Raw genomic sequence first — 25,094 nt, 5'->3', positions numbered from 1 at the left:
GACCTATTTCTCTCCCCACTTGAGGACGTCGAGTCTAACCTTAGTCGTTCCGGTCTGAATCATATCTAACGCACGGGCGGCCCCCTCCGAAAGATCTATGATTCTGGTTTTGTCAACCGGACCGCGGTCGTTGACAGTAACCTCGACAGACTTACCGTTGCTCAGGTTGGTCACACGCAACACCGTACCAAACGGGAACTCCCTGTGCGCGGCGGTGAGAGCATTCTTGTCGAAGATTTCTCCACTTGCCGTCTTTCTGGCGTTAAACTCGTCGGCATAGTAGGAGGCGATACCCTCGATGCTAAGGAGAGCCCTGCCCGACGGAGAACTAGGAGATGACATGGTGACTTCGGTTTGACCCGAAGGTTGGCCAAACCTTGCCGCGGCAGAGCACCCTGCCAATGAAAGCGCCACAAGAACCGACGTCACGACGGTCAGTTTCTTCAAATCAGATCCTGTCTGTCCTGCTTCCTCAATATCTCAACTATTTCCTTGACGCTCTGTGAACTTCCTCTTTTACAAATCAGTACGGAATCCTTTGTTTCGATGATTATCAAGTCTTTAATATCTGCGAGGACGAATGTCTTTTCCTGTGCCCAAACAAGATTGTTGCTGCTTCCGATCTTGAGGATCGGACCATGAAGACTGTTTCCATCTTCATCCTTGTTACTCAACTTATATACTTCGTCCCATGAACCGACGTCGCTCCAGCCGAATTTGCCGGGAAGAGTAAGGACACCTTCCGCTTTCTCCATGACGGCATAATCGATAGAAATCGAGCTGATCTTCGCATAAAAGTTCTCTATCTGTTTGCCGAATTCTGGTCCGCCGAAACTTCTCCTGAGAGGTTCGAAAAATTCGGAGAAGCCCTCCAGATTCTTGCGGAGCTCTTCGAGTATAACATCGACACGCCAGACAAACATCCCGCTGTTCCAGAGGTAATTCCCTTCCGATAGGAATTTCACCGCCGTGTCATGGTCCGGCTTTTCTTTAAACGCGATCACCGAATGTCCACCATGGAGATACAACTCTTCATCGCGGTTTTCGTCATAGTGGATGTATCCGAATCCTGTTTCCGGGTATGTGGGTCTTATGCCGATAGTAACCAGGGCGCGCCGCTTTTGGGCGAGACGGACAGCATCCTTCAATTGTGCCACGAAGTTATCTTCGCCAGAGATCAGATGATCCGCCGGAAAGACCATCATTACCGCGTCTTCAGTAACTGAGGAGATCGCGCATGCCGCCAGGGCGATGCAAGGCGCAGTGCTCCGCCCGACAGGTTCAACAATAAGGTTCTTCTTCGGAAGGTTCGGGAGCTGTTCCGCCGCGTTGGCTTCCTGTGCCTTGTTGGTCACGACGAAAATGTTATCGGGACTGACAATCCTCGTCAACCTGTCGAATGTCCGCTGGTACAGCGTGCGGTCTCCGAATAATACCTGGAACTGCTTCGGTCTTCCCTGTCTGCTTTGCGGCCACAGTCTTGAGCCGACGCCGCCCGCCATTATCACTCCAAAAACCCTCATGGATTCTCACGCTCGCCATGGGAGGGTTCGATGCCATTGTATACTCTAGGCACACGTCCGTTTATCATGCAGAGAATCTCATACGGAATGGTGCCGATGCTGGCCGCAAGGTCCCAGGCCGTTATCGACTCTTCTCCATCTCTGCCGATTAGCGTTACTTCGTCACCTGGTTGTATGTCATACTCTGCACCTACGTCCACCATCACGTGGTCCATCGTAATGGTTCCTACGACCGGAAACTTCTTGCCTTTAATAATGACGTTCGCCTTGCCGGTAAGAAGCCGAGTGAAGCCATCGCCGTATCCTACAGGAATCACGGCGATTCTGCAGTTCTTCTTTGTGAAATATCTTCTGCCGTAGCTCACACTCGCGCCCGCAGGGAAATTCTTCACCTGCGCAACCGCCGACTTCAATGAGAGAGCGGGTTTGATGTCGACAGACTCTGAAGTTTCAATCGACGGGTAATATCCGTACGACATTATCCCCGGTCGAACCATATCGAAGGAGGTGTCGTGCATGTCAAGAATTGCCCCGCTGTTCGCCATATGAAAGATGAGAGAGTCAAGGCCCATGTCCTTTACCCCCGCGACCACTCCCCTGAAAGCGGTGAGCTGTCTCAGGGCGAACTCCTTGTTCGCTTCGTCCGAAGTTGCGAAATGCGAGTACACGCCGACAAGAGTCAACGAATCGAGACTGGAGATTACGCGCACCGCATCGAGTGCCTCTTTCGGAAAGAAGCCCAGTCTTCCCATTCCCGTGTCGACTTTAATCTGGACTCTCGCCTTGCGCCCGCTCGCCCGGGCTACCGCGTTTAATGAATACGCAGTTACGACAGAAGTCAAAGTCGAATCAAGATCAAAGCGGATATAACTTTCGAATGAATCCTCAATGGGAGGCGAGAAGACGAGGATGGGTACTTGAGTGTGTTTTCTCAGGTCGATGCCTTCCTCGTCGAACGCGACGCCGAGATAGCTTGCTCCTGATTCAAGCACCGCCTGGGAGGCCGCTGCTAATCCGTGTCCATACGCGTTAGCCTTCATAACCCCTAAAATTCGCGTGTTCGCACCCACTCGATGGGCAACCTGCTTTATGTTATAACTGATCGCCGAAAGATCTACTTCGGCTCTTGTCATCCTCATTGATTCAATATAGTTTGATGATCAAAAATTTTCAAAATGAAACGTGCCGTCGTGTTCCACTTCTGTTACGCCTTCTTTCGGCATGTACCATTTTGTCGAAATCGAATTGTCAGCTGAAGAAAAATAAATTCAAGAAGTGATCAAGATGCATACAATCACCTCATTGTAACGTGCAAGATTTCCGGTGAATGATACAAAAGATAGTGGGCACGGATTGTCATTAATGGATAACGAAGGGAGCCAGGCTACTTGACTTCTCTCAGCGCTGCCCGCACGAGGTCTTCCACCGAGTTCCCCGCTGACGAATCTCTTTTCAGAACCTCCCTGATAGCGCGTTCGCATTGAATCCTGGTATAGCCGAGTGCTACGAGGGCATCGGCTGCTCTTGATCGCACATCCTCATTTCCCGGGATCCCGACCGCCTGCCGGCCAGCGTCCAACCGAGCGACCTTATCGCGTAACTCGAGTATTACACGTTCGGCCGTCTTCCTTCCAACTCCCGGCAAAGACATCAGCGCCGCAGTGTTGGATGTCGATATGAATCCATAGATATCATTGACAGATGCCGACGAAAGAAGACTCAACCCGGTCTTGGGACCAATACCGCTCACGCTTATAAGAAGCTTAAACAAAGTCTGTTCTTCTGCGGTCGCGAATCCGTACAACTGGAGGTCATTCTCTCTAAGCACGAGAACAGTATAAAGTGAAATGGATTCGTTTACTTTTCCCGAGCTGTCAAACGTCGAGATCGGCACGCTGACTTCATAAGCTACCCCGTTTACGTCGATGACAAACGTCGTTGGATTTTTTTCAAGAAGTTTCCCGGTAAGTCGATATATCATTTAACGTTGTCCTGATGTGCGAATGACTCGGTCTTTATTGGCTTCAACGAACTCTTTCCAGTTCCTGTATCCGCGTTTCAATGACCGCCTGGTGTGCGAATGACAAATAGCTACTGCGCACGCGTCGGCTTCGTCTTCCTTGATCTGTGCGTCATTCTTCAAGCCAAGGAGTTTTTTCACCATAAACTTCACCTGGGTTTTGCTTGCCTCACCATTTCCGGTCACGGCTTGTTTCACTTTGCGGGGGGAGTACTCCACGACCTCAATTCTTCCGAGCGCTGCCGCGAGAACAGCCGCACTTCGGGCGTATCCCAATTTGTAGGCGCTCTGAGCGTTCTTGCCGTAAAATCCTGCCTCGACCGCCACCGATTCGATCCTGTATTTCGCCAGGAGACCGGTCACCCTCTCAAAGATCCTCACGAGCTTTTCGGGCATAGACTTTAGATCGGTAAGTTTGATCGTGCCATACTCAAGAGCCGATCCGATTTTGCGCCCGGTATCGAGCACCGCATATCCGGTCTTGCGCGAGCCGGGATCGATGCCCAGGACGATCATTGATTGAGTTGGGCAAGAACACTGTCGTCGATGTCGAAATTAGCATACACGTTCTGGACATCTTCGTGTTCTTCAAGCGCTTCCATCAATTTGAGTACCTGCTCGGCTTCCTTACCCTCGACGCGCACAGTGTTCTGGGGCTGGAGCTGTAGTGAGGCGTTGGAGATGGTCAGGCTCTTGTCTTCAATCGCCTTTTTAACCGCATCGAATGTCTCGGCAGAAGTAGTGACCTCGTAATAATCGTCCTCTGTCTTCATATCATCCGCGCCGGCATCGAGAATGATTGCGAGGAGGTCATCTTCCTTGATCGTGCTCTTTGGAATTTCCAGGCTTCCTTTCTTCTGGAACATCCACGCGACCGAGCCTGCCTCGGCGAGTTTGCCGTTGTTGCGGTCGAGTATGTGGCGGAGCTCCGCGACAGTACGGTTCTTGTTGTCCGTGACAAGTTCGATCATGAGTGCCACTCCGGCCGGACCGTAACATTCATAAGTAATCTCTTCGTAGACAGTTCCCGGCAACTCACCTGTCCCTCTCTGGATCGCCCGCTTGATATTGTCGGCAGGCATATTCGCGTTCTTCGCGTTTTGAACCGCGAGCCGCAGTCTCGGATTTCCGTTTAGGTCTCCGCCTCCGTTGCGAGCCGCGATCGTGATTTCTTTGATGATGCGACTGAAGAGCTTTCCCCGCTGCGCGTCGGTTCCAGCCTTCTTGTGTTTGATCTTCGCCCATTTGTTATGACCGGACATAATTCAACCTCCTAAAACTTTATTCCGACTTCTTATAATCCTTGAGTTGCAACTGATAATATACGTCGCCCGCATAGTGATTTTCATCCACCGAATACACGACATCGAGTCTGGTGCCCGGCTTGAGAGTGTTAGTGCCATTTCTGAACCTTATCGCGTCGAACGTCGTGCCGTCAGATTTCAACTTCATGCGGAGATGAGAATTCCCGACTATACGCGCATCGCTGAGATACACGTTGGAGGTCCGAAACACGGGCTTAGAGTTGTGAGGGCCGAACGGCTCGAAAAGCTTGAGCGCCCGCATGAAACTGCCGTCGACATCGTTAAGATTGAGATCAGCGTCGATGGAAATCACGGGGGTCTTCATCTCCTCAGTGATTGTTCTCGACACCACCTCCTCGAACAATGATGTGAACTTTTCAACATTTTCGGGCGCCATCGCAAGGCCCGCAGCGAACTTGTGTCCGCCAAACTGAAGGAGGAGTCCCGAACACTCCTTTAGTGCCGCAAACATGTCGTAACCGACCACGCTCCTCGCGCTTCCCCTGATCTCTTGATCGATTGAAGTCAACATCACGGTGGGCTTGTAATATGTCTCCACAATTCTCGATGCGACAATTCCCAACACACCGGGATGCCACGTGCTCTTGTGCAGCACAAGTGAATTCCTGTCACTCCCTGCCATCAGCATGAGCGCAAGTTCATTCGCTTCTTCAAAAGTCTTCTCGTCTATGATGCGCCTGTGGGAGTTTTCGCTTTCAAGGACCTGAGCAAACTCGGCGGCTACCTCTTCGTTATCCGTGATTAAAAGCTCAACTGCCCGCTTGGCATCTCCCAGTCTACCCACGGCGTTTATTCTTGGCGCGATGTTGAAAGAAACCTGGCCAGTCGTGAGCTTACTATGATCGACGCGCGAACTCTGGAACAGCGCCTTAATGCCGGCCCGAGGATGGCGGGCGATCCCCTCGAATCCCGCTTGAACGAATATCCGATTTTCACCAACGAGAGGAACGACATCTGCCGCCGCGGCTATCGCCACAAGGTCGAGGTACTCATCCGGCAGTTCACTCTTTCCCAGCTTCGTTGAAACAGCTTTGGCAAACTTGTAAGCTACCCCGCATCCGGAAAGATACTTGAACGGATAATTGCATCCGGGCTTGATAGGATCCAGCACAGCAAGGGCCTGAGGTGTCGACTCCACTTCATGATGGTCGCAGACAATCGTGTCGATCCCCTTCGACGAAGCAAAAGCGATTTCCTTCGACGCAGCTACTCCACAGTCGACGGTTATGAGGAGGCTGAAACCGTTCGCGACAGCGAAATCAATTCCTACGGAGCTTACTCCATATCCTTCCTTGATCCGATCAGGTATGTAATAATCCGCATCGGCTCCGAGTTTCGTGAAGAACATGTACAGCAGCGCGGCGCCGGTGGTGCCGTCCACATCGTAGTCTCCGTATATCAGTATCTTCTCGTTGCGTTCAAGCGCGTTCAGTACCCGCTGGACAGCCTTTTCCATTCCGTCGATCAGAAACGAATCATGCTGGTCCTTCAATGAAGAAGAGAAGAACATCCTCGCCTTTTCGGGAGTGTCGAGGCCGCGCTGCAAGAGGAGCTGGGCTACGATGGGTTTTACCTCCAACACTTTCGCGAGGACCGAGATCGCTGCCGGGTCCGATTGCCCCAGGAGTTTCCAGTTATAATTCATCAGTTTCCTCCCGGTCCGGAGGAAATAGAATGAGAGTGAGCCGGTAAGCCGAATTCTGTCTTTTCCCTGCCGCAGGAAGCGGAAGGAAGAGGCAGCCATTTATCTACGTCGCGCATTGCTGTGCGACTTAAGCGACCTACCCGGGAGTCGAGCGAGGCTGGCCGTCTCGCCCCCGGCGTGAGCCGGGGATTCTCCCTTACTTGGTCTTGCTCCACAGGGGGTTTGCCGTGCATCCCGATGTCACCACCGGGAACGGTGGGCTCTTGCCCCACCATTTCACCCTTACCTTCCGCCATAGGCGGAATCGGCGGTATGTTTTCTGTTGCACTTTCCGTCGGGTCACCCCGCCTGGGCGTTACCCAGCCTGCTGCCATACGGAGTTCGGACTTTCCTCTCCGGCCGAAGCCGGAACGGCTGCCTGGCTCACTCTTGAACATCGAGTCCGGCACCTTTCTTCGCCAATTTGTCCGCGTCTTTGTTTAATTCTCTCGGAATATGAGTCAATCTTATTTTCAATCTGGAATTCCTGATCTTTTCTCTGATTTTGATTGCCAGCGTTTTAAGGTCCCGGTTCTTAATTTTGTAGAGACCGTTCATCTGTGACACAACAAGCTGGCTGTCCGATCTGATCTCCAACTCGTCGGCTTCAAATTTCTCGGCCATCTCGATGCAACGCAGGAGCGCAAAATACTCCGCGCGGTTATTCGTCCCTTCTCCAAGATGCTCGTGATGCTCTACAAGGACTTTCCCCGCGTGATCCCGAATTACAACGCCGATTCCGCTTTTGCCGGGATTACCGAACGACGCTCCGTCAATATTTGCGGTCAGCTTCATACATCGCGCGCCGTTTCCTCGACTATCTCGTTAGGAACCAGTATCCGGCCGCAGTGGTCGCAAATAAAAATCTTCTCCATTTGCCGCAAATCGAGGAGCCTCTGCGGAGGCAGAACATTGTAGCACCCACCGCATGCGTTACGGCGCACGACCGGGACGATGGCTTTTCCCTTTGTGGCCTTCCTTATTATTTCGTACCTGGAGATCGTCTGCTTGTCTATCTTTTGAAAGAACTTTTCCCTTTCCTTCACGTACTTCTTTTCTTCGTCGTGAGTCAATGACACGAGCTCTTCGAGCTCTACTTTTTTTGACGAGTATACTTTGTCCTCTTCATCAAATTCCTGTTTCAATTTCTCCACGTCACGGGCGGACGTGGTTTCCTTCGACTGAATTTCCTCCAACTCCTTATGAAGGCCCTGCAACTTCTCTTTCGCGTTGTCGATCTGCTTGCTCAGAGCATCGTATTCGCGGTTCGTCTTGACCTTTATCCGCATATCGGTGTATCTATCAATCCTCTTCCTCACCTCGTCAAGTTCTTTGTCAATTTCCTTTTTTCTGACAACGGCCTTCTTAAGATAATCTTCATTTTCCTTGATCTGACTCGTCAACGTCGAGATCTTTCTGTCGAGCTCGTCAACCTCGGCGGGCAGGTCCCCTCGTTCTTCGAGCAACCCATCAAGCTTGAGGTCAACCTGTTGAAGTTGGTAGAGTGTCTTCAGCTTATCCTTGACTACCACCTTATTCTCCTGGATGTGTTATACAATTACAGCGTTATCTTCCTGGCTCCGTGCCAGCGTTACATCGACTTTATCTGTAAACAACTCCTTTAAGGCCTTTTGAATTAATGCAGGCGCGTATCTCTCGGTACCTGAATGAGAGGCGTCGACAAGGACCATCTTGCCTGACCGCGCAGTCCGAAAATCGTGGTGCCTGACATCACCGGTAACAAATATGTCGGCGCCTTCTCCTACCGCGTCGCCATAGAATCCCATACCGGAGCCGGCACAAAACGCAACTCTCGTAACTTCAGTCTCACTCATATGCGAGACCCTTACAAAGGGTTGCGATAAGATTCGTTTCACCGTCCCCAGGAACAAATTCACATCCATAGGGTGCTCGAGATTGCCCACGATGCCGTAGCCGTAATTTGGCGATTCGTTGACAAGCGGATACACATCGTACGCGACTTCTTCGTACGGATGTGCGTCCACCATCCCTTTTATCACGCGTCCAAGGAATTGCTTCTCAACAACCACCTCGACGCGCTCCTCTTCAACACTTTCTCTCTTGCCGCGCGTGCCGACAAACGGATTAGAAGCTGAACCAGGAATAAATGTTCCATTACCCGCCACGTCGAACGAGCACTCAGAATAGTCACCAATTCTACCGCCACCGCTCAACGAAATCGCTTTACGAACGCTTTCCAGATGGGAAGCTGGAACGAAAACGACAAGTTTGTATAGCGTCGACCTCAACGGAGAAAGAAATTTGGTGTCTTTGAATCCAAATCTTTCCGCAAAGTCCCAATTGATGCCGCCGTGCATCACATCGAGTGCAGTGTGGATTGTGAAGACATTGATACTCATCCGAGCCGCTCGAAGAACCGGATTAAAGTTCTCTCGCGATGATGTTAGATTCCTGACAGGCTTGAAAATCGGTGTGTGGTAGGTAACCACGAGGTTGGAACCAAGGTCCCCGGCCTCCTTGAGTGTTCTGTCATTCAGCTCGTACGCTACCGTCATCTTGCTGCATTCATCTTCATAATCCCCACATATCAGTCCAACATTGTCATTCTCGCTGACCAACTCTATCGGAAACTTTTCACTAATCGTTTTAATGACGTCGCGCAGGTTCATCTAAAATAAAGCAAAAAAAAAGTGTTCCGCTTCTCATTGGAACACTTCATTTATTCTTACCGAAGCTCTGATTTAGTTTCAAAAACTTCCTGATCAGAATCTCGTTTCTTCTCTTCAACATTTGTCCGAATTATCTGTAAAAAAATATATCTAACACCCGCAACAAATGCAAGATTCGCGCGGTGGCCGTTTTCCTGGAAGCCGATTCCAAAACCTTTGCATTTTGAATCATTTCAGAATAAAATTCATGTCGTGATGAATCTAGCGTTCCATCCAACATTCGCCGATACGGAAAATGCTGCCAAGTCCCGCAACGGTTCCTGTACGGAGCAAACAGAATCTACAGAAGTGAATTGGTCGTCAGATTATCTGCGGCCCAACTGAGATGATCCCTTCTTCTGTCCTCATCAAGGCTTATTCTACGGGCTACTTTCCGATGGGCGAGGAGGGCAATGTCATATCCTGGCACTCACCCGATCCAAGGACTATCATTCCGTTGGATAAGTACAACATTCCTCGATCCACAAAACAGATCATCCGAACGAATCAATTCGAGATAAGAATCGACTCAGCGTTTGAGACTGTCATCAGAAGCTGTGCAAGGAGAAGTGAAACCTGGATCACTGACGAGATCATTGAAAGCTACCTTGAGCTGCGACGACTTGGTCTCGCACACAGTGTTGAAAGCGTTGACTCATCTGGAGTCGTAGGCGGACTGTACGGTGTCGCACTTGGCTCTGCTTTCTTCGGCGAATCGATGTTTAGCCTAAAGACCGGCGGCTCGAAAGTGGCTCTCGCCTTCCTCATCAAACATCTTGTAGAAAGAGGATTCACTCTGCTTGACGTCCAGTATACCACACCCCATTTGCGTACTTTCGGTTCAGTTGAGATACCAAGGAAAGAGTATCTGGGCCTTCTTAGTAGTGCGATGAGACATGTGGCTAAATTTGTTGACTGAGTCAGGTAGATGGAACTAGAGATTCAAATCAGTAGGCAGCCCGACTTGATTGGGGGACAAAAGCTGCGGCTTCTTCAGTCACTCAATGGCATCTGCGGCACACTACGTCAACCTGTCTGAGAGATAAAACTTGTCGCCGTTTATGATGCCGACGGCGCTGCCTTTGAAGTGCCAGCCTTTAAATCCGGTGTTCCTGCTCTTTGACTTGAACTTCTCAGGATCAACGACCCACTCATACTCCGGATCGATTATTGTCATGTCAGCCCTGCTACCGCGAGAAAACCCCGGTATTGGTAAGCCGAGTATTTTTCTCGGCTGACTCGAAAGGAGTCGTACTATTTCCTCCATACGAAGAATTTTTTCGTGGTACAGTTTTGTCATAACCGCGCCGAGGGTAGTCTCAAGTCCGATCATGCCGTACGGCGCGGTGTCAAATTCTACTTCTTTCTCATGGAGACCATGCGGTGCGTGATCGCTGGCGATCGCGTCGACCGTTCCATCTTTCAGAGCGGCCACGAGGGCATCCCTGTCTTCCACGGTTCTCAATGGCGGATTTACTTTGTAGTCCGAATCGTATGTAGAAAGAACCGAATCGTCCAGAAAAAGATGATGAGGCGTGACGTCGCAGGTAATAGGTAATCCCTTTTTCTTCGCGTCAGCCACCGCCTTCACGGAGCCTGCAGTCGAAAGATGTGTGGCGTGGTATTTCCCTCCGAAGGCTTCAAGGAGCTTGATATCCCGCTGAAGAATAAGTTCTTCAGCCAGCCGGTGCTGTGTTTTGAGACCGTAACTTATCGTCTCTGCACTCTCATTTGCCGAACCTGACCCGGTGAGATCGTGGTCCTCGCAATGTTGAATCAATGTCATCCCAAGCATCGAAGTGTATTCAAGCGCGAGTCTCATGACGTGGGAATTCGCAACCGCGGACCCATCGTCGCTGAATGCGATCGCTCCCGCTTCCTTGAGATCTTTCATTTCCGAAAGCCGCTGTCCCTTTCTTCCTTCGGTGATCGCGGCAATCTGGTAAACGTTGACTAACCCGAATCGCTTCGAGCTCTCGATTACGTATTTGACTACATCAGCCGAGTCGACCACTGGATCGGTGTTCGCCATGGCCGCAATCGCGGTGAACCCTCCTTCGGCAGCGGCGGCAGTTCCGGACATTATGTCCTCTTTATACTCGAATCCCGGTTCTCTCAGATGAGTGTGCATATCGAACAAACCCGGAGTCACGAATTTTCCTTTGAGATTGATATCATAGTTCACAGGATTACCGCCAAGCGAAGCTCCGATTTCCTGAATGGTCCCGTCGACGATGAAGATATCGAATACTCCGTCCATGTTGCTCGAGGGATCGATTACCCTGGCATTCTTCAGCAGAATTTTCATGAAGGTTTTACTCCTGTCAAATAAAGGACTGCCATTCTTATCGCAACGCCGTTGGTGACCTGGTCGAGAATGAGCGATGTGTCGCCGTCCGCAATCTCAGCGTCAAGCTCGACTCCGCGGTTTATGGGGCCCGGGTGCATGATGACGATCTGCTTCCCCGCGGCTTTCAGTCGATTACGATTGATTCCCCAGTAGAGCCTGTACTCTCGTATCGATGGGAAGTCGCCTCCCGCTTCTCTCTCAAGCTGAATTCTCAAAACGTTCAGCACATCTGCCCATGCAAGTGCCTCGTCGATGTTATAGAAAGTCTTGACTCCGAGTCTGTCGAGGTAGCATGGTATGAGCGTCTTCGGACCACAGACGGCGACCTGGGCACCCATCTTGGTCAGACCGAAAATGTTCGACCTCGCAACCCTGCTATGAGCGATGTCCCCCACGATACAGACGTGTAAGTCTTTAAGGTCGCCGAACTTTTCACGCATCGTGAACATGTCGAGGAGTCCTTGCGTCGGGTGCTCATTTATCCCATCGCCCGCATTGATAACCGGAGATTTCAACAGTCGCGAGAGAAAATGAGGCGCCCCTGTCGAAGAATGTCGTATCACTACGATGTCTGTCTTCATGGCTTCAATATTCCTCGCTGTGTCCTTCAATGTCTCGCCCTTGGAAACGCTGCTGGCGCTGGAGGTGAAGTTTACGACGTCGGCACTCAGTCTTCTTTCAGCAAGCTCAAATGAAATTCTCGTCCTGGTAGAGTTCTCGAAGAATAGATTCACAACGGTTGTGCCCTGCAATGTCGGGACTTTCTTTATTGGTCTTTCGAGCACTTCCCGAAAACTTCTGGCTGTGTCAAGTATCTCAACTATGGATTCCACGGGCAGGTCTCGAAGACCCAGCAGATTCTTAATTCCTTGCGGCATTTTCCTCTCCCGAACTAATTCTGTCAGATAGCAGGAGAATCTCGTCGCTTCCATCAATTTCCGACAAATGGACAACGACCGATTCGTTAATTGCAGTAGGCAAATTCTTCCCCACATAATCGGCGCTTATCGGAAGCTCTCTGTGTCCCCTGTCGACAAGGACAGCGAGCTGGATCGTGTTCGGCCTGCCGATATCTATCAGCGCGTCGAGTGCGGACCTGATCGTCCTACCCGTAAAAAGCACATCGTCCACCAGAACCACATTCTTGTCCGTGATATCAAAGGGCACTTCAGTTCGTTTCAACTCCGGCAGCTTTAGTTTCTGGCGGACGTCGTCCCGGTAGAGCGTAATATCCAGAGTCCCGAGCGGGACTTCGATCTTTTCAATTTCAGAAATCTTCTCCGCCATTCTCTTCGCAAGAATATCGCCGCGGGTTTTTATACCGATCACACAGACATTTGCAGCACCTTTATTGTGCTCGATTATTTCGTGAGCCAGACGCGTGATCGTTCTGCCAAGTTGTTGAGCATCTGCGACTTTTGAGGTGACTCTCATCTTCACTCCTTATGAGTTGAACGAAGGGCCTTTAAGCGTGAGGTGATGGAATTGTGGCAGGGCCTTATCCACCTCACTGGATGGAATTAAAGGCTGAAAGAACTTAACAGAATCGCGATCATTATACAAATGCAGACGCAAGGCACGGCAGGACTTCATGTTAGGCGGTTCACCTGCCGCTGTTTCCTTGATTTTGCGCGCTACGACGTTTATATTTCACAGATTTTTCATCATGGAGCGATGAGTCGAATGTTAAAAGGCGTGATCATGGCAGGCGGATTCGGTACGCGTCTCCGCCCGCTGACGAGCAAGATCCCGAAACCGATGGTACCGATCATGAATAAACCTATGATTGAACACATCGTGCACTTGCTCGTCAAACACGGAATAAAGGACATCGTCGTTCTGGTTTTTTATCATCCAAACGTCATCAGAAATTTTCTCAAAGACGGCAGCCAATTCGGGGCGTCAATCCAGTACATGAAAGCCGAAGCGGACTACGGTACGGCAGGTAGTGTCCGAAACGCTTACGATCTGTTTCGTGGATCGCGAACTCTCGTAATAAGCGGAGACGTTCTGACGGATTGCGATCTCACAGCGGCCGTGAAGTTCCATGAGACAAAGAAGTCGAAGGCTACCCTGGTGCTCACAAGAGTGAGCGACCCGCTTCAATATGGTGTGGTAATAACGGAAGAATCGGGAAGGATTGCTCGCTTCCTCGAAAAGCCGACCTGGGGAGAGGTATTCAGCGATACCGTTAACACGGGAATCTACGTTGTCGAGCCCGACGTAATCGAAATGATACCTTACCGGGAAGAGTACGACTTCAGCAAAGATCTCTTTCCATTAATGTTGAAACAGAAGATGCCTCTCTTCGGATATGCCGCGGAGGGATATTGGAGGGATGTCGGAAACCTGAACGAGTACGTCGAGGCGCATCTCGACTGCCTCGACGATAAAGTCTCCGTTAAGCTCGAAGGAAGGTCCATACCGTTAGACGGATCGAAAATCGTGGCGCCCGAAGGAAGCGAGCTCCCCGAAAGTCTCGTGGTCAGGGGCACAGTTGTCATCGGGAAAAACGTGACGATAGGAGAATCGGTTGAACTTTCGGACACGGTCATAGGAGACGATTCGACCATAGATTCTCATTCCGTGATTCAAAAAAGTATTCTTTGGAACGGTGTGACAGTCGGCGAGAGGTCGAGAATTACAGGCGATGTAATCGGGAGCAACACCATCATCGGTGAGCGCGTGACGATAGAAGAGAATGTTTTCATTAGCGACGACTGTATTATCGGACGACGCGCTCATATCCGTCCCAATGTGAAATTGTGGCCGAAGAAGGTTGTAGATGCAGGCGCGACCCTGTCGAGGAGTCTTGTCTGGGAAGACAAATGGCTCTCTGCAATATTCAGCGACGCTCGCGTGACCGGGACATCGAACATAGAGATGCATCCAGAATTTGCGTCGAAGCTCGGTGCCGCCTTCGGTTCCCTGTTAGGCCCAGGCAAGTATGTCGTCTGCAGCAGGGACTCAGATACAGTCAGTCGAATGATAAATCGTGCCATGATAGTCGGATTCATGTCGGCCGGTGCGAATGTGTACGACCTGAGAAGCGAGCCGATCCCGATAGTCCGTCACGAACTCAGGAGCGGCCGCTCTGCCGGCGGAATTCATGTGAGGAAGAGCCCGTTCGATTCCGATCTCACGGACATAATATTCTTCGACGGTGACGGGCGCGATCTCTCCATCAGCAAGGTGAAGGCAGTTGAGAGATTGTTTTATGGTGAGGAATTTGCAAGAGCACCTCACGATCAGGTTGGAGACATCTTTTTCCCTGAAAGGACGAATGAAAGTTATAGGGAAGACTTCATAAAATCACTCGAGATCGAGAAGATCAGAGCAAGAAAGTTCAACGTTGTCATCGACTACGCGCATGGCGTTGCTTCTACTTTGTTTCCTACCATCGTCGGCTCGCTCAATGCACGGGTCGTGGCGCTGAACGCTTATCTCGATCCGAAGAGGCTTACGAGATCTCAAAAGCAGCTAGACAGTGATTTGAAGCAGTTAGGAGACATCGTCAGGTCTCTCAATTACGATTATGGATTCATGTTCGATGCGGGCTCTGAAAAATTGTTCGCCGTGGACGAACACGGGAGCTTCATCGAAGAGGATCGGCTCCTTTCGCTCATTACGAAGCTCTTCACTATAGTTGAGCCTACCGCAAAGCGCATCGCGGTTCCCTTCTCCGCTTCGCGTGAAATTGACCTCATCGCGGAGGAATGCGGCGTCGAAGTTGTCCGCACGAAGGCCTCACACCAGGCGCTCATGAACGCCGCCTACGAAGGAGGATTTGATTTCGTAGGAGGTACTAAGGGTGGATTCATTTTCCCAAAGTTCATGTTTGCCAGCGATGCAATGTTTTCAGTGGCGAAGATCATGGAGATGAGCGCAAAGTCGGGCTTGAGTCTCTCTCAGCTCGACGCGATGGTGCCCAGACTACACATGATCAAGAAGAACGTCGATTGCCCGTGGAGTGCAAAAGGGAGCATCATGCGGAAACTCATCGACATTACCAAGAACGAAAATCGAGAGACTCTCGACGGCATCAAGGTTCACTTCGACGACGGAACATGGATCCATCTCCTTCCTGACAAGGAGCGGGCTCTGTTCCACATAAATGCCGAGTCGGAGAACATAGAAACCGCACAAACAGTGCTGGATAGCTTCGAATCAAAGATTCTGAAATGGCTTTCAGGTTGGGCTGAGGGCGGCAAGGAGGAGTCTAAGTGAGACTTCGATCAGCGGCAGATTGCTGCACCGCGCTCCCGCCGGCATGGTAAATGTTTCTGAGATTCCACCAAGGTTTGTACAATGAAAGGAACGTAACCCGGAAATGAAAATTAGCGACATATTACAGGAAGAGTTTGTCTCGACTAGACTGCCCGGCAAGTCCAAGGAAGAAGTACTTAATTCGATCATAGATCTTCTCAGGGGTTCGAAAAAGATAAAAGACCTCGATAAAGTGCGCGACGCAATTTTCGAGCGCGAGAAAATCATGTCGACAGGCGTCGGGAAGGGATTCGCGATTCCGCATGGCAAGACCGATGCAGTAAACGATATAGTCGCTGCGTTTGCGGTAACAAGTGAGCCTGTCGACTTTCAGTCCCTTGACGGTGAGCCGGTCCGACTGCTCTTCCTTCTCGTGGGGAGGGATAACATGGTCGGGCCACACATAAAACTTCTCAGCCGTATCTCCAGGCTTATGAACAAAGACGATTTCAGGAAGAAACTACTGAGCGCAAAAAACCCCGTGGAAATAGTTCAACTCTTCAAAGAGGAAGAGACAAGCTACTTCGATATCTGACCGATGGCAAAGAAAAAGTCGCCGAAGCCATATCAGGCAAATGCAGGTATCGAGTACCGGCTTCTCGTGGAGCATTTCAGCAACCCTATAGCAAAGCGCTCCGGCGTGGCGTTTCATTTCAGGACTTCGGAGGAATTCCGTAATTTTGTGTATGACCTGGTCGTCGAAAGCCGAAGGGAGGCCGACAAGATCTATTTCAAAATCGTCGGCCTGAGAACCCCGTTGACAGACTTCCCCCGCCCGGGGCCGGCTGTCTGCAGATGCGACATGGAGGATCTCGAGCCGGGAGAGTACACACTATTCATCGATAGACGAGGAAAACAAGTTAATCAATTCAAACTCTCGATAAAGAAAAACATAAAGGTACTGCGGGGAACGCGACAGGGCAAGTTCATCGAAATTTTGACAAACCCGATCGAGTGGGCGGCAGTGGCGGAGAACTGACTTAATGTGTCCGATACTTTTCAAGCTCGGTCCTTTCAACGTTTACAGCTACGGGCTCATGATGGGCATCGGTTTCCTTGCCGCGAATTATGTAGCTGTCAAGGAATTCACGCGCAAAGGTCTCGATCCGAATTTTGCAAATGAGATAACTATACTCTGCGTTCTATTCGGTATTGCCGGCTCGAAGATCCTGTCGCTTGTTGAAAACTGGGGGGACTTTCTGCGTGACCCGGTCGGCATGGCTTTCTCGCCGGGCGGACTGACATGGTACGGCGGGTTTGTTCTTGCGACTCTGGCGATTTACCTGGACGTACGGAGGAAGAAGTATTCTTTCATGAAGGTTGCCGACGGTCTTGTTCCCGCCCTCACGCTTGGTTACGGTATCGCGCGACTCGGGTGTCACTTCTCCGGCGACGGGGACTACGGAATTCCGACAAATCTTCCGTGGGGAGTAGACTACTCAAAAGGAATAGTCCCTCCCTCGGTGGCCTTCCGCGATTTTCCGGAGATCGCGTCCAAATATCCTCACGGGATCGTACCCGACAATACGCCGCTTCATCCGACTCCTGTTTATGAATTCCTTGCATGCGTTCTGATATTCTTTGTGCTCTGGAAGCTGAGGAAGAATGCCAGGCCCAATGGCATGCTGTTCATGATATATCTTTTTCTTGCGGGCATTGAGCGGTTTCTGGTAGAGTTTATCCGCATCAATCCGCGGCTGCTTCTGGGGCTCAGCGAGGCGCAGATCGGTTCGATAGTCATGATACTTTTCGGCATCGCCGGGATGGTTCACTACAATCATAAGTCACAGCCCGCTGCTCGATGACAAAAGTGCTCCTTTACAAGAAGGAAGAATGCAGTCTTTGTGACGAAGCTGAAATCATTCTGGAGCGTCTGAAAAAAGAGAAGAAATTTTTCCTGGAGAGAATAACTCTGGAAAATAATACAGATTTGTTCGAACGGTTTGGTCACAAAGTCCCTGTGGTCTTCATAAACGACAGAATCGTATTTGAGTTCAAACTGGATGAGGCCGCATTCCTGAAGAAGCTTTCCGAATATCAATGAGAAGATCCCTTCGCGTGACCCGAGCCTGTCACATTAGGTGACATCCCGAACGTTTTCATCAAAAATCAGAAATTGAGAATCCGAAGTGGCTGACGAGAGAATTGTAGGAAGGAATGCCGTAGCAGAGGCGCTCCGGTCGGGATCAAACATTTCAAAGATTTATATACTTTATTCCGCGCATGGAGGCAGTCTCAACGAGATTTACTCAATGGCAAAACGGGCCGGCGTCCCGATTTCAAAAGTCGATTCAAAACAATTTGCAGAGCTGACATCCGGCCTCCAGGTAAACGAATCGCCCCAGGGAATAGTAGCTTCGGTAAGCCAGATCAAATACTTCGATCTGTCTGAAATTGTCGAAGTAAGTCTTAAGAAGAAATACCCATTTCTGCTGTTGCTCGACCGGATCCAGGACCCTCAAAATTTCGGTGCGATTTTGAGAACCGCCTCCTTCTTCGGAATCGACGGAGTCGTGATTTCAAGAGAAGGCCAGGCCCCTTTGAACGAAACCGCAGTCAAAGCGTCGGCAGGCGGAGCATTTCATATCAAGATCGCCCGCGAAAGCAACCTGCACCAAACGATGACTTATCTCAAAGAAAAAGGCTTCTGGATCGCGACGAGCGTTGTGAAGTCGCCGGTGACGATCCGGGAACTTGATCTAAAGCTACCGCTCGCCGTCCTCCTGGGAAATGAAGGGAGCGGAGTTCGAAAGCTGCTACGGGACAAATCTGATTTTACATTTTCGATTCCGCAAGCCGGGAGAATGGATTCGTTGAATGTGTCGGTAGCCACTGGTATCATCTGCTACGAGATCATGCGCCAAAGAGGAGGTCAGGTATGAAGAGACTTTCAGTAAACATTGACCATGTCGCGACTCTGCGGCAGGCTCGGGGAGAACGCTCTCCCGATCCGGTAAGTGCAGCACTTATCGCTGAAGTTGCGGGCGCGGACGGGATAGTCTGCCATTTACGTGAAGACAGGCGGCATATTCAGGATAACGATGTCTATCTGTTACGCAAAGTTCTTACCACGAAACTTGATCTGGAGATGGCCGCAACTGATGAGATCGTCGGGGTCGCCCTGAATGTCATCCCAGATCTGGTCACACTTGTGCCCGAGCGGCGCGCAGAGCTGACCACCGAAGGCGGCCTCGATGTGGTCTCGCAATATTCTCATCTGAAAAACGTGATCACGCGATTCCACGCCAAGGATATTCTGGTCAGTCTATTCATTGCGCCAGACGAGGCGCAGGTGACCGCGTCGAGGAAGGCCGGCGCCGATTTCGTTGAGCTCCACACCGGCGAGTACGCTAATTCAAAAGGCCCGAGAAAAAGAGATCAGCTCGAACGCCTAAAGAAGGCAGCCAAGTCCGCGCGAAAGAAAGGATTAATGGTCAATGCGGGACACGGGCTCGATTACAAGAACCTCGCGGAAGTTGCCTCGGTCGAGGAAATCGAGGAATTCAGCATCGGGCACGCGCTCATCTGTCGTGCTCTTCTAGTCGGTATGGAGCGAGCGGTAAAGGAAATGATGCAGATACTACGGGAGAGTGAACGTTGAAGAAAGGCAAATCGACAATATCGATCCATGGAAGACCCGATATTTCTTACCGGGGAGCAAATTTTCCGATTTACCAGAGCACAACATTCGCCGTGGAGAAAAGTGATGACTACTACAAGTATATCCGTGGCGAAGAAGAGTTCTTCATGTACACGCGATATTCAAATCCGACGATTCGAAACGTGGAGGAAAAACTCGCGCTCCTGGAGAATGGTGAAGACTCGATATTGTTCTCTAGCGGCATGGCAGCGATAACCACTGCGATCCTTGCGTTTGTGGAGAAGGGAGACAACATTGTCGCTTTCAGGCGACTCTACGGTACCGCCTACAGATTTCTACGCGATGTCGCCCCGAAATTCGGAATCAATGTGAAGTTCGTCGATGAAGCCGGACTATACGACCCTAAGAACTTGGACAGCCGGACAAAGATCATCTACTTTGAAACGCCCATCAACCCCACCTCCGAATGTGTATCTATTGAACGGACAGTAAAGATGGCGCGTAAATCGGAAGCCATAACCATGATAGATAATACATTCGCGTCTCCCATCAACCAAAATCCAATAGACTTCGGAGTAGATGTTGTCATACACAGCGCCACAAAATACATCGGCGGCCACAGCGATGTAATGGCGGGCGCGGCAATCGGGTCGAAGGAACTGATTTCCAGGATTCGGGACGCGATGAAAATGTTCGGCGGATGCGTGAACCCGATCGACGCATACATGATCGATCGAAGCTTGAAAACGCTCCAGCCGAGAGTCGAGAAACAGAATCGATCAGCCCAAAGGATTGCAGAATTCTTTAACAGGCAGAAGAAGGTCAAAAAGGTGTACTATCCGGGGCTTCCCTCTTCTAAAAGTTATAAGATCGCCCGCAAACAGATGAGCGGGTTCGGCGGAGTTCTCTGCATCGAACTGGATAATCTCGATGTGGCCAAGATATTCTGCGATTCACTCGGGCTGGCACTGAACGCGACGAGTCTCGGGGGTGTGGAAACTCTTGTGAGCATCCCCGTCCTTACAAGTCACATCAAGATGGGCCCTGAGGAACTGGCAGCCGCCAACGTCAGTGAAGGTATGGTGAGGGTCTCTATCGGTTTGGAGGACGTCGACGATCTCATTCAGGATTTCAAAAACGCTCTTTCGAAGATTTGATTCTTACTGGCTGACTTGACTCAACTGCGGCGTCCGCAGATCCCTCCAGTCGGCTTCAGGAGATCTCAACTGACATGAAAGCAAACTCCAGCAATATCCCGCCAGGTTTTGTCCGTGTCTATTACACATTTGTGCCTGCAAACATCATGCTAGCCAAAATGATATTGGACCGCGAAGGTATCGAGTATTTCACCCGTGGCGAGACGTGGGCCGGCGTATATCCCGGAGCTGACGGGATGGCCACAGTGGACTTCCTCGTAAAAGATGAGGACGTATCCGACGCCAAAAAAGTGCTGAAGGATCTCATCGAAGGGAATCACTGATTCCCCTGCGACAGTTTATCTGACAGCCTTTTGAAGTCTGAAGTGTAGAAGCAGCGCACGCGCATAGTTCGCCGCAAATATTCCGAGCTTCGGGGCGGAACCCGCAAAGGCCTTCAATGTTTTCTCAGCAACTTCATAATACTTTCGGTTATCTGTAATTGTGAAGAGCCTGTCAAACAACATTGCTGCGGCCGAGTTTCCGGATGGCGTGGGGATATCCTCTATGGGTTTCTTCCGGTTAGCTAACAGTCCTCCCGCGTCGCCGCCGACAGGTCTGTCAAAAAATCCGCCAAGCTGCTTGTCTTCAAATTCGTCCAGGAGAACCTCAGCAATTCGCTGAGCCGAGTCGATATAGTTGTCGCTTCTCATCACATCGAACAGATCGAGCAGCGCGGTCCCGAACATTATTTCGTCATCGAGAAGACCATCATATGTGACTTTACCTTCGGAATACGCGTGCGCGACCTTTCCCTTCCTGGAAGTCATGTTGGCAAGTATGAAATCCGCTGACCGAGAAGCCGCGTCAAGATATGATTTCGTTTTCAGTTCCAGTGACGCTTCGACCAATGCCGAAATTGCAAGTCCATTTCTGTCAGCGAAAATACTTGTATCGATAAGTGGAGACATTCGCCGGGATCTTTCTTCTATCAGCTTGCGACGTCCCTGCTCGACCATGTCGCCAACATCCTTCGCTGATTTGCCGATCAATCCGGCAATATCCTCGACACTCAGCGCAATTCTAAGCACGTTTCGCGAGGGTGCGCCGGCTATGTCCGCAGGCTCTTTGCGAACATCGAAATGCTGTTCCATTACTCGAAACTCCTCCGGCGTCAGAGAACGTTGAAACTCCTCCCGGGTCCATGTCCAGTAACTTCCGTCATCATCCGCTCCGATGTCCGCATCCTGATGAGCATAGAATGGCCCTGCTGCCGAGGCCATCGATTTGGAAATCCAATCGGCGGTTTCTCTCGCGATCCTCCGGCGGTCCATCGAGTTTCCGGTCAGTAGCGGGCGGAGATAGAGCTTCAGCATCAGAGCATTGTCGTATAACATTTTTTCAAAATGAGGGACGTGCCAGTACCTGTCTACAGAATACCTATGGAATCCGCCGCCTATCTGGTCGTAGACGCCGCCGCGCGAAATGTTTTCGAGAGTGTTCTTCACTATCGCGTCGAGTTCCTGATCACCTTCAGCCACAGCCACTTCCGACAGGAGCTGGAGTGTAGTCGCGTTGAAAAACTTAGGCGCTGTTCCAAAACCGCCGAACTTGTCGTCGTACCTTGACTTGGCGTCTGAAATTATGCTTTTGACGATGTTTTCGCTTAACTCACCAGCCACGGAAGATCGCACTTCATATTCCTTGAGCTGGTCATAAACTTCTTGAGCACTTTTTGTGATGTCGTCCCGGCGTTTCGAAAAAACTTCTGCGATTTGTGGGAGAAGAGAAAGAAGGCCCGGCCTTCCCTGCGTATCGGTTCTCGGAAAATAAGTGCCGCCGTAGAAGACACTTCCGTCCGGAGTCAGGAATGCAGTCAGGGGCCAGCCTCCGGTTCCGGTCAGCGCACCGATCGCGGTCTGATATCGCGAATCTAGATCCGGCATCTGGTCGCGGTCCACTTTCACCGGAACAAAAAGTCTGTTGATAAGCTCGGCCAGCTGCGGATCGCTGTACGACTCATGATCCATCACGTGGCACCAGTGACACCAAACTGCACCGATGTCGAGTAAAATCGGTCGGTCAAGTTCACTCGCCAGCTTTAGGACATCGTCCGAGTATTCCTGCCAATGTACCGGCTGATCGGCGGCTTCCTTGAGGTAAGGACTTGAACTGTTTTTCAATTTATTCTCAAGCTGCATCTGGATATCCCTTAAGTTGAGGATTCGCGGTGAAACAAAGTCTACGCCCTTGCAGCCCGTTTCCGTTCGGTGTTCCAGTAGATAAGCACTCCCGCAACGACAAACGCGAGTGAGCCGCCGAGCGTCTTCAGGAAGAATTGGATTGCATCGCCGCCCGCAGCCGGCGGAATCATAGCAAGAACGATCGCCACCAAGGTGGTAAGCCCGCCGATAATGCTCGTGAAGGATTTCACAAAGTTTGTCGCCCTCGAGCCGTGACTTGATGCCTTCCAGAAGCTCCGTGCAGCCGCAAGAAAAATGTAAATGTATGGAATGAAGTAAACCACGATCGTTGCATCGACTAGCACCAGGTAAGCCTGTTCAGTTCCCGAGCCGATGAAGCTCATGAACAGAAAAAGAGTCGCGATCACGCCCTGAAAAATTATCGCGACATGCGGAGTCTTCCAGACCGGATGAATTTCCCCGAAACGCGCCGGGAGATAATTGTCGATTCCTGTGACAAAAAGTATCCTCGCCGATCCGGCGAGCCACGCACCGGCTCCACCGATTCCTGCGAGAGTCACCAAGAAGGCGCTGATGTTTGTGAGACCTCTGATTCCAATCTTCGTCTCAAGCTGCTGGATAGATTGGACAAGTCCTGTCACAATATTTACGTCCTTGGAGGAAAGTCCGATCAGAAGAGCAACCGTGCCGACTAAGTAAATACAGACTATTCCAATGCCTGATAGATAGGTTGCCCTTGGGATTGTCTTCTCCGCTTCGACGATCTCCCCTGACATCACCGACGCAAGCTCGAGTCCCGCCAGGCCGAAACACATGGACGACCAGAACGAGATAGTTCCAAAATCAATTTTACTTGGCAGCATATTTGTAAATGAAAAACTCGTTTGCGACTTCCCGTAGTAGAGGAGTACACCCGCCAACGCGGCAATAATTATGATCGGGCCGAATGTCCCTATCGCCCCAGCGTTCTGGACCCACTTCCCGATGCGAACACCGACGACGTTGAACCCGATCGCGATCCAGAGAATCAGGAGACAGACTATTGCAATGAATGTCTTGTCGGTCGAAAGATATGACGTCCCGGGGAGAATGAACGCGGCCATCGCCGCCACGGATATGAGCAGAGACGGATAGTAGACAAGATTGTTTGCCCAGTAACACCATCCTGCAACAAAGCCGTGGAAGTTCCCGAACTCCGCCTTCGCCCACTCATAGATTCCCCCTTCCAACGGGTACTTGCGGGTTAAATGTACCACTGCCAATCCCTGCGGTATAAAGAAAAGAATCAGCGCAAGGAGCCAGAGGGACACGGAACTTGGACCGGTTGCCGCCGCGAGCGAAATCCATCGAGGTCCAACAATCGCGACAATGTTGAACAGGACGATGTCCCGCACCTTCAATGCTCTGACAAGCTCAACCACTCAAGACTTCCTTTTGGCTGGTGACACGCGAAGAAACTTTTTCAACCGTTTTGTGACGGGATTTAAAAAGATCATGATTGCCCTGACCCAGTCGGGCGGCTGATCGCCTAGCTTCGCATCAAAATTCCAGTTGCTGATTCGCACTCTCTCTTGCATCACCGCGGGATGTGTGTCATGGAACTTCTTGAGATTGCCCAGATCATCGTACGTCGTCATTGACTCCGCAAACCTCTTCACTTCGTCATCGTCGTGGTAGAGTTTGTGGAAATCGACTCGTTTTTGTGCGAGAGTTTCCGGAGGACGAACGTAGCCATAATGATAAATCTCGGCTTTGATATTGACGGCTGCAATCATTCTTCCATCAGCGTGCATGAATCCCATTGCATCTGCCCACGACACAATGCTGCGGCGATTCTTGATCACTCTCACTTCGCGAACGTACCACTTCCTGTAGTTATCCTGGAAATAATCATAGCTGCCATAAAAATGCTTGTACCGGAACCGGAGCCCTTCGACTCGAACGTCGTTGACATATTCTTCCATCGCTGCCCGGACTGTTGGAATGTATTTCTCGTGAAGCACTTCATCGGATTGTATGTAAAAACACCAATCGCCGGAGCATTCCTTGAGAGCATAATTGGTTTCGGTCGACAACAAGAGCCCGTTCTCCCTTTGAGACATATCCCATTTCCGGTTTATGATTTTCAATTTCCCGCTCTTGATCGACTGAATCTCATCGAGCGTGCCGTCTTCCGAATCGCCGACATTTACGACAAACTCGTCACACATTGGGAGAATCGACAGGATTGCTTCTTTGAATGGATAGGAGTACTTGACGCCGTTCCTTATGATTGTAAATCCTGAAACGGTCAAA

Annotated in this window: 26 protein-coding genes and 1 other RNA gene; 10 read left to right on the top strand and 17 right to left on the bottom strand. The window is 50.7% G+C overall.

From position 1 onward, the window contains the following. Window positions 1-3: 3 nt before the first annotated feature. The 11 genes from VIS48_02060 to VIS48_02010 all read right to left on the bottom strand — a co-directional run bounded on the left by VIS48_02060 (window position 4) and on the right by VIS48_02010 (window position 9,203). Entirely contained in the window at window positions 4-447 is a 444-nt protein-coding gene (locus tag VIS48_02060; protein HEY9164925.1) for a septal ring lytic transglycosylase RlpA family protein, read from the bottom strand. Beyond that, complete coding sequence (locus VIS48_02055; protein ID HEY9164924.1) at window positions 444-1,523, bottom strand: mannose-1-phosphate guanylyltransferase; 1,080 nt, start codon at window positions 1,521-1,523, stop codon at window positions 444-446. The genes VIS48_02060 and VIS48_02055 overlap by 4 nt, the downstream gene beginning before the upstream one ends. Next, complete coding sequence (gene alr / locus VIS48_02050; protein HEY9164923.1) at window positions 1,520-2,656, bottom strand: alanine racemase; 1,137 nt, start codon at window positions 2,654-2,656, stop codon at window positions 1,520-1,522. The genes VIS48_02055 and alr overlap by 4 nt, the downstream gene beginning before the upstream one ends. A gap of 251 nt (window positions 2,657-2,907) precedes the next feature. Beyond that, window positions 2,908-3,504 (bottom strand): Holliday junction branch migration protein RuvA, encoded by a 597-nt coding sequence (gene ruvA, locus VIS48_02045; protein ID HEY9164922.1) that lies wholly within the window; start codon window positions 3,502-3,504, stop codon window positions 2,908-2,910. Further along, window positions 3,505-4,059: a crossover junction endodeoxyribonuclease RuvC gene (gene ruvC, locus VIS48_02040; GenBank protein ID HEY9164921.1), complete on the bottom strand. Its 555-nt coding sequence runs from the start codon at window positions 4,057-4,059 to the stop codon at window positions 3,505-3,507. Continuing rightward, on the bottom strand, window positions 4,056-4,805 hold the full coding sequence (locus VIS48_02035; GenBank protein ID HEY9164920.1) for a YebC/PmpR family DNA-binding transcriptional regulator: 750 nt from the start codon (window positions 4,803-4,805) through the stop codon (window positions 4,056-4,058). The genes ruvC and VIS48_02035 overlap by 4 nt, the downstream gene beginning before the upstream one ends. Window positions 4,806-4,824: 19 nt before the next feature. Beyond that, window positions 4,825-6,513, bottom strand: coding sequence for a single-stranded-DNA-specific exonuclease RecJ (gene recJ, locus VIS48_02030; protein HEY9164919.1), 1,689 nt, complete (start codon window positions 6,511-6,513; stop codon window positions 4,825-4,827). A gap of 28 nt (window positions 6,514-6,541) precedes the next feature. Further along, window positions 6,542-6,943: RNase P RNA component class A (rnpB, locus tag VIS48_02025), an RNA gene on the bottom strand. Continuing rightward, entirely contained in the window at window positions 6,937-7,347 is a 411-nt protein-coding gene (locus tag VIS48_02020; GenBank protein HEY9164918.1) for a ribonuclease HI family protein, read from the bottom strand. Before VIS48_02020 ends, rnpB begins: the two co-directional genes overlap by 7 nt. Then, on the bottom strand, window positions 7,344-8,084 hold the full coding sequence (locus tag VIS48_02015) for a C4-type zinc ribbon domain-containing protein (GenBank protein HEY9164917.1): 741 nt from the start codon (window positions 8,082-8,084) through the stop codon (window positions 7,344-7,346). The genes VIS48_02020 and VIS48_02015 overlap by 4 nt, the downstream gene beginning before the upstream one ends. 18 nt (window positions 8,085-8,102) lie before the next feature. After that, entirely contained in the window at window positions 8,103-9,203 is a 1,101-nt protein-coding gene (locus VIS48_02010; protein ID HEY9164916.1) for a Nif3-like dinuclear metal center hexameric protein, read from the bottom strand. 385 nt (window positions 9,204-9,588) lie between these two features. Here VIS48_02010 and aat point away from each other — a divergent pair, with 385 nt between their 5' ends. After that, complete coding sequence (aat, locus tag VIS48_02005) at window positions 9,589-10,161, top strand: leucyl/phenylalanyl-tRNA--protein transferase (GenBank protein ID HEY9164915.1); 573 nt, start codon at window positions 9,589-9,591, stop codon at window positions 10,159-10,161. A 102-nt stretch (window positions 10,162-10,263) separates the two neighbouring features. Here aat and VIS48_02000 read toward each other — a convergent pair whose 3' ends face one another. From VIS48_02000 to pyrR, 3 genes are read right to left on the bottom strand one after another with little or no spacing between them, the layout of a single operon-like run. Beyond that, window positions 10,264-11,550: a dihydroorotase gene (locus VIS48_02000; GenBank protein HEY9164914.1), complete on the bottom strand. Its 1,287-nt coding sequence runs from the start codon at window positions 11,548-11,550 to the stop codon at window positions 10,264-10,266. After that, on the bottom strand, window positions 11,547-12,470 hold the full coding sequence (locus tag VIS48_01995) for an aspartate carbamoyltransferase catalytic subunit (protein ID HEY9164913.1): 924 nt from the start codon (window positions 12,468-12,470) through the stop codon (window positions 11,547-11,549). The genes VIS48_02000 and VIS48_01995 overlap by 4 nt, the downstream gene beginning before the upstream one ends. Next, window positions 12,454-13,026 (bottom strand): bifunctional pyr operon transcriptional regulator/uracil phosphoribosyltransferase PyrR, encoded by a 573-nt coding sequence (gene pyrR / locus VIS48_01990; protein ID HEY9164912.1) that lies wholly within the window; start codon window positions 13,024-13,026, stop codon window positions 12,454-12,456. The genes VIS48_01995 and pyrR overlap by 17 nt, the downstream gene beginning before the upstream one ends. A 240-nt stretch (window positions 13,027-13,266) precedes the next feature. On the opposite strand from pyrR, the gene VIS48_01985 reads away from it, so the two are divergent. The 9 genes from VIS48_01985 to VIS48_01945 all read left to right on the top strand — a co-directional run bounded on the left by VIS48_01985 (window position 13,267) and on the right by VIS48_01945 (window position 20,939). Then, entirely contained in the window at window positions 13,267-15,819 is a 2,553-nt protein-coding gene (locus VIS48_01985) for a sugar phosphate nucleotidyltransferase (protein ID HEY9164911.1), read from the top strand. A gap of 103 nt (window positions 15,820-15,922) precedes the next feature. Continuing rightward, the gene (locus tag VIS48_01980; protein HEY9164910.1) at window positions 15,923-16,393 is read left to right on the top strand and encodes a PTS sugar transporter subunit IIA; all 471 of its coding nucleotides are present in this window, start codon (window positions 15,923-15,925) and stop codon (window positions 16,391-16,393) included. 3 nt (window positions 16,394-16,396) lie between these two features. Then, window positions 16,397-16,837 carry a hypothetical protein gene (locus VIS48_01975; protein ID HEY9164909.1) on the top strand — a complete coding sequence of 147 codons (441 nt, stop codon included), beginning with the start codon at window positions 16,397-16,399 and terminating at the stop codon, window positions 16,835-16,837. Window positions 16,838-16,841: 4 nt separating this feature from the next. Continuing rightward, a complete protein-coding gene (locus VIS48_01970) occupies window positions 16,842-17,663 on the top strand; it encodes a prolipoprotein diacylglyceryl transferase (GenBank protein ID HEY9164908.1) in 822 nt (273 codons plus the stop codon). Beyond that, window positions 17,660-17,902 (top strand): glutaredoxin family protein, encoded by a 243-nt coding sequence (locus VIS48_01965; protein HEY9164907.1) that lies wholly within the window; start codon window positions 17,660-17,662, stop codon window positions 17,900-17,902. Before VIS48_01970 ends, VIS48_01965 begins: the two co-directional genes overlap by 4 nt. Window positions 17,903-17,987: 85 nt before the next feature. Continuing rightward, window positions 17,988-18,740: a 23S rRNA (guanosine(2251)-2'-O)-methyltransferase RlmB gene (rlmB, locus tag VIS48_01960; protein ID HEY9164906.1), complete on the top strand. Its 753-nt coding sequence runs from the start codon at window positions 17,988-17,990 to the stop codon at window positions 18,738-18,740. Beyond that, entirely contained in the window at window positions 18,737-19,459 is a 723-nt protein-coding gene (locus VIS48_01955; protein ID HEY9164905.1) for a pyridoxine 5'-phosphate synthase, read from the top strand. The genes rlmB and VIS48_01955 overlap by 4 nt, the downstream gene beginning before the upstream one ends. Then, window positions 19,456-20,616, top strand: a complete 1,161-nt coding sequence (locus VIS48_01950) for an aminotransferase class I/II-fold pyridoxal phosphate-dependent enzyme (protein ID HEY9164904.1) — start codon at window positions 19,456-19,458, stop codon at window positions 20,614-20,616. Before VIS48_01955 ends, VIS48_01950 begins: the two co-directional genes overlap by 4 nt. Window positions 20,617-20,690: 74 nt before the next feature. Next, the gene (locus VIS48_01945) at window positions 20,691-20,939 is read left to right on the top strand and encodes a DUF2007 domain-containing protein (GenBank protein ID HEY9164903.1); all 249 of its coding nucleotides are present in this window, start codon (window positions 20,691-20,693) and stop codon (window positions 20,937-20,939) included. Window positions 20,940-20,954: 15 nt separating this feature from the next. Here the strand turns inward: VIS48_01945 and VIS48_01940 are convergent, their stop codons facing one another. From VIS48_01940 to VIS48_01930, 3 genes are read right to left on the bottom strand one after another with little or no spacing between them, the layout of a single operon-like run. Continuing rightward, on the bottom strand, window positions 20,955-22,778 hold the full coding sequence (locus VIS48_01940; protein ID HEY9164902.1) for a thioredoxin domain-containing protein: 1,824 nt from the start codon (window positions 22,776-22,778) through the stop codon (window positions 20,955-20,957). Between the two features lie 59 nt (window positions 22,779-22,837). Beyond that, window positions 22,838-24,220, bottom strand: coding sequence for an APC family permease (locus VIS48_01935; protein HEY9164901.1), 1,383 nt, complete (start codon window positions 24,218-24,220; stop codon window positions 22,838-22,840). Further along, the gene (locus tag VIS48_01930; GenBank protein HEY9164900.1) at window positions 24,221-25,093 is read right to left on the bottom strand and encodes a glycosyltransferase family 2 protein; all 873 of its coding nucleotides are present in this window, start codon (window positions 25,091-25,093) and stop codon (window positions 24,221-24,223) included. Window position 25,094: the final 1 nt, after the last annotated feature.

The sequence above is a fragment of the Candidatus Kryptoniota bacterium genome (assembly GCA_036567965.1).
In the GTDB taxonomy this organism is placed as follows: domain Bacteria; phylum Bacteroidota; class Ignavibacteria; order Kryptoniales; family JAKASW01; genus JAKASW01.
The sequence above is the reverse complement of the archived record's forward strand: the minus strand, read 5'-3'. Positions and strand labels throughout refer to the sequence as shown.

Bases quoted from the DNA above. Each gene is read 5' to 3' on its own strand.
- VIS48_02055 (HEY9164924.1), bottom strand. From the start codon at position 1,523: ATGAGGGTTTTTGGAGTGATAATGGCGGGCGGCGTCGGCTCAAGACTG.
- alr (HEY9164923.1), bottom strand. From the start codon at position 2,656: ATGACAAGAGCCGAAGTAGATCTTTCGGCGATCAGTTATAACATAAAG.
- ruvA (HEY9164922.1), bottom strand. From the start codon at position 3,504: ATGATATATCGACTTACCGGGAAACTTCTTGAAAAAAATCCAACGACG.
- ruvC (HEY9164921.1), bottom strand. From the start codon at position 4,059: ATGATCGTCCTGGGCATCGATCCCGGCTCGCGCAAGACCGGATATGCG.
- VIS48_02035 (HEY9164920.1), bottom strand. From the start codon at position 4,805: ATGTCCGGTCATAACAAATGGGCGAAGATCAAACACAAGAAGGCTGGA.
- recJ (HEY9164919.1), bottom strand. From the start codon at position 6,513: ATGAATTATAACTGGAAACTCCTGGGGCAATCGGACCCGGCAGCGATC.
- VIS48_02020 (HEY9164918.1), bottom strand. From the start codon at position 7,347: ATGAAGCTGACCGCAAATATTGACGGAGCGTCGTTCGGTAATCCCGGC.
- VIS48_02010 (HEY9164916.1), bottom strand. From the start codon at position 9,203: ATGAACCTGCGCGACGTCATTAAAACGATTAGTGAAAAGTTTCCGATA.
- aat (HEY9164915.1), top strand. From the start codon at position 9,589: ATGATCCCTTCTTCTGTCCTCATCAAGGCTTATTCTACGGGCTACTTT.
- VIS48_02000 (HEY9164914.1), bottom strand. From the start codon at position 11,550: ATGAAAATTCTGCTGAAGAATGCCAGGGTAATCGATCCCTCGAGCAAC.
- VIS48_01995 (HEY9164913.1), bottom strand. From the start codon at position 12,470: ATGCCGCAAGGAATTAAGAATCTGCTGGGTCTTCGAGACCTGCCCGTG.
- pyrR (HEY9164912.1), bottom strand. From the start codon at position 13,026: ATGAGAGTCACCTCAAAAGTCGCAGATGCTCAACAACTTGGCAGAACG.
- VIS48_01985 (HEY9164911.1), top strand. From the start codon at position 13,267: ATGAGTCGAATGTTAAAAGGCGTGATCATGGCAGGCGGATTCGGTACG.
- VIS48_01980 (HEY9164910.1), top strand. From the start codon at position 15,923: ATGAAAATTAGCGACATATTACAGGAAGAGTTTGTCTCGACTAGACTG.
- VIS48_01975 (HEY9164909.1), top strand. From the start codon at position 16,397: ATGGCAAAGAAAAAGTCGCCGAAGCCATATCAGGCAAATGCAGGTATC.
- VIS48_01970 (HEY9164908.1), top strand. From the start codon at position 16,842: ATGTGTCCGATACTTTTCAAGCTCGGTCCTTTCAACGTTTACAGCTAC.
- VIS48_01965 (HEY9164907.1), top strand. From the start codon at position 17,660: ATGACAAAAGTGCTCCTTTACAAGAAGGAAGAATGCAGTCTTTGTGAC.
- VIS48_01955 (HEY9164905.1), top strand. From the start codon at position 18,737: ATGAAGAGACTTTCAGTAAACATTGACCATGTCGCGACTCTGCGGCAG.
- VIS48_01945 (HEY9164903.1), top strand. From the start codon at position 20,691: ATGAAAGCAAACTCCAGCAATATCCCGCCAGGTTTTGTCCGTGTCTAT.